The sequence below is a fragment of the Bacillus sp. JJ634 genome, from assembly GCF_036962285.1.
Taxonomy (GTDB): domain Bacteria; phylum Bacillota; class Bacilli; order Bacillales; family DSM-1321; genus Peribacillus; species Peribacillus asahii_A.
Genome location: NZ_JBALMU010000213.1, coordinates 1 through 3721 on the forward strand (window position 1 = coordinate 1; position 3721 = coordinate 3721).

3 protein-coding genes and 1 riboswitch are annotated in these 3721 nt (G+C 39.8%); of the genes, 2 read left to right on the plus strand and 1 reads right to left on the minus strand.

The annotated features are described in order from the left end of the window. Nucleotides 1–131: 131 nt before the first annotated feature. A riboswitch (guanidine-I (ykkC/yxkD leader) is annotated at nucleotides 132–233 on the plus strand. 54 nt (nucleotides 234–287) lie between these two features. After that, nucleotides 288–608 carry a quaternary ammonium compound efflux SMR transporter SugE gene (gene sugE, locus V7068_RS22085; RefSeq protein ID WP_499714570.1) on the plus strand — a complete coding sequence of 107 codons (321 nt, stop codon included), beginning with the start codon at nucleotides 288–290 and terminating at the stop codon, nucleotides 606–608. 82 nt (nucleotides 609–690) lie between these two features. Beyond that, a complete protein-coding gene (locus tag V7068_RS22090; protein WP_499714571.1) occupies nucleotides 691–2373 on the plus strand; it encodes a glycoside hydrolase family 13 protein in 1683 nt (560 codons plus the stop codon). Nucleotides 2374–2430: 57 nt separating this feature from the next. Here the strand turns inward: V7068_RS22090 and V7068_RS22095 are convergent. Further along, a partial coding sequence (locus V7068_RS22095; RefSeq protein ID WP_499714572.1) for an amino acid permease occupies nucleotides 2431–3721 on the minus strand: 1291 nt, incomplete at its 5' end.

Below are 3721 nucleotides of genomic sequence, written 5' to 3' on the forward strand. Positions count from 1 at the left end.
CATACAATGATTCCTCCTATTAAACTGTTATATAACAATTATACTATTTTAATGAATAAATAGAAAATATTTCTTTGTAAAAAAATTCATGTGTTTGCCCCTGTATATCTTGTGTGTTATAGTAAGGGCGATATGAAAGTTTCTAGGGTTCCGCGATCATAAAGGTCGGACTGGTCCGAGAGAAACGCGTAGGATTCAGCTTGCGTACACGGAGGGATAAAAGCCCGGGAGGTATTGAAAAATATACTTTCCGGGCTTTTTGCTGTGAAAAAGAGGAGGAGAAAAAAATGGCGTGGCTTTATTTAATCATTGCAGGAGTATTTGAAGTGATATGGGCAACAAGCTTAAAATATACGGAAGGATTTACGAAAATCATTCCATCTGTTATTACTGTTGCTGGGATGATTATTAGTTTTTATTTTTTATCAGCAGCAATTAAAACATTACCGCTTGGAACGGCTTATGCGATTTGGACAGGAATTGGCGCTGTCGGAGCGGTTACTATAGGAATTATCTTTTTTCAGGAGCCGAAAGACTTCCTACGTCTCTTCTTTGTAGGTTGTATTGTAATAGGGATTATTGGTTTAAAGGTTACTTCTTCTCAGTAGGCAAGTTTTTTTAGGTATTGCTCTGACTGAGCATATTTAACAGTTTTCCTTTTTATAATAGGGATAGAAGGGAGTGGCTGAAATGGAGAGAAGATGGTGGAAAGAGGCGGTTGTCTATCAAATTTATCCACGGAGCTTTATGGACAGCAATGGCGATGGAATTGGTGATTTACAAGGCATTATGATGAAGCTCGATTATTTGCAAACGCTTGGTGTCGATGTCATTTGGCTATCTCCAATTTATCAATCTCCTAACGATGATAACGGATATGATATTAGTGATTATCGCTCGGTCATGAGCGAATTTGGAACAATGGCTGATTTTGAACGGTTGTTAAAGGCGCTTCATGAGCGGGGAATGAAGCTGGTGATGGATCTCGTTGTCAATCATTCATCAGATGAGCATGAGTGGTTTGTTGAATCAAGGTCGTCTAAAGACAATCCGAAACGAGAGTATTATATATGGCGCCAAGGCAGGAATGGACAACCTCCTACGAACTGGGAATCTGTGTTTAAAGGGTCTGTCTGGGAATATGATTCCAATACAGATGAATATTATTTACATTTATTTAGTAAAAAGCAGCCGGATTTGAATTGGGAAAACGAAGCGGTACGAAAAGAAATTTATGAAATGATGAAGTGGTGGCTGGATAAGGGAGTCGATGGATTCCGAATGGATGTTATTAACTTGATTTCCAAGGACCCTGCTTTTCCAGATGGATATGTGTATCCAGAAAAACGGTATGGAGACGGTAGTCCGTATATTATGAATCGCCCTCGGTCTCATGAGTTTTTGCAAGAAATGAATCGGGAAGTATTGGCGCATTACGATATTATGACAGTTGGTGAGGCACCTGGAGTTAATCCAGATCAAGCGAAATTGTATACAGGGCAAAAGCGGAATGAATTGCAAATGGTATTTCAATTTGAACATGTGGATTTAGGGGGAGGATCAGAAGGGAAATGGAGCAATGGTCCGTGGAAGCTGACTGATTTGAAACATATTTTAACGAAATGGCAAAAGGGGTTAGAGGAGGATGGCTGGAACAGTTTGTATTGGAATAATCATGATCAGCCGCGAGCCGTTTCTCGATTTGGTGATGATGGCATGTATCGAGAAGTTAGTGCCAAAATGTTAGCGACTTGTCTTCATATGATGCAGGGCACTCCCTATATTTATCAAGGAGAGGAGCTTGGGATGACCAATGTGGCCTTTCATCAGTTAGATGAATATCGAGATATTGAAACAATCAATGCTTATCACGAGCTCGTATACAGCCGAGGATGGTCACATGATCAGATGATGGCTGCTATTCATGCTCGCGGACGTGATAATGCGAGAACACCGATGCAGTGGAATCACTCTAAGCATGCAGGTTTTACATCGGGTACTCCATGGATTGCAGTAAATCCTAATTATCCGCAAATTAATGCTGAAGAGTCTATCAATGATCCAACCTCTATTTTTCATTATTATCGAACATTAATTGGATTGCGAAAGAAATATAGCATTATTGTCTATGGTCGTTATGATTTGCTTTTTCCAGAAGACGAACGTATTTTTGCGTATACGAGAACGTTAAGAGAAGAAAAGCTGCTTGTACTTTGTAATTTCACAGCTGATGCGGCTGACTTTTTCTTACCGAAAGAATTTATTCACAAATCAGCTAAGCTATTAATTAGTAATTATAATCAGAGGAATGAGGATGAAATAAACGAGGCTCCACTACGCCCTTATGAATGCCGTGTATATTATCTAGTGTAGAACCTAGAACCTATAAAGAAAGAACCCGATATACAATATCAGGTTCTTTCTTTTATATTATTCAGCTTTAAAGTCGCATTCCTCAAGAGGAATTAATTTTGTTTTATGTTTAATTTTATAACCAATCCATACAATGAAGAATAGGACTAAGCCGATATATGAGACAAGCATAGAATTCCAATCAATTCCGTCCGTTGAGAACGCTTGATATCCTTGTCCGATAATAATGATGATACAAAGAATCAGGGCTAATAATGGCCCGAATGGGAATCCTTTTGCACGATATGGTAAATCATCTAAACTATGTCCTTGAGCAATGTAAGCCTTACGGAATCGATAATGAGCAATAGCAATTCCGACCCATGTTACAAAACCAGCCATACCCGAAGCGTTTAATAGCCAAATATAGACAACACCATCTCCAAATAAAGAAGCGGAGAAAGCAAGTGTACCGACTAATGCTGTGACAATAAGGGCATTCACAGGAACGCCGCGTTTGTCTAGTTTACCAAGAAACTTAGGAGCTTTTCCATCGCGGGCTAAATCCCAAAGCATACGCGTAGATGCGTACATACCAGAGTTTCCAGCAGATAATACAGATGTAAGAATAACCGCATTCATAACAGAAGCAGCAAAAGCAAGACCGGCTCTTTCAAATACAAGTGTAAATGGACTGACCGCAACCTCATCACTTAAAAGACGGGCATCTGTAAAGGGAATAATCATACCAATAACTAGAATGGCTAGAATATAGAATAAAATAATACGCCAGAATACGGATTTAATAGCTTTAGGAATATTTTTCTCAGGGTCTTCACTTTCTCCTGCTGTTACGCCAAGCAGTTCAGTTCCTTGGAAAGAGAATCCGGCAACCATGAATACACCAAGGATTGCGAAAAATCCACCGTTAAATGGACCGCCATCTGCCACAAAGTTAGAGAACCCGATTGGATCGTTTCCTCCCATAATGCCAAAAATAATAAGGATTCCGGTAACAATAAAGATTACAACCGTTACAACTTTAATCATAGCAAACCAAAATTCCGCTTCTCCAAAGCCTTTAACGGATAAGTAATTGAATAAAAACATAATCACTAGTGCCAATCCGCTCCATAGAAGAGACGGGCTGTCCGGGAACCAGAACTTCATAATAAGAACAACGGCCGCTAGTTCTGCAGCGATTGTAATGGCCCAGTTATACCAGTAGTTCCAGCCAATGGCAAAGCCAAAGGATGGATCAACGAACTTAGATGCGTATACGCGGAATGAACCTGCAACTGGCATGAAGGCCGCCATTTCGGCTAGACTTGTCATTAAATAGTACACCATAAGCCCGATAGCTGCATAT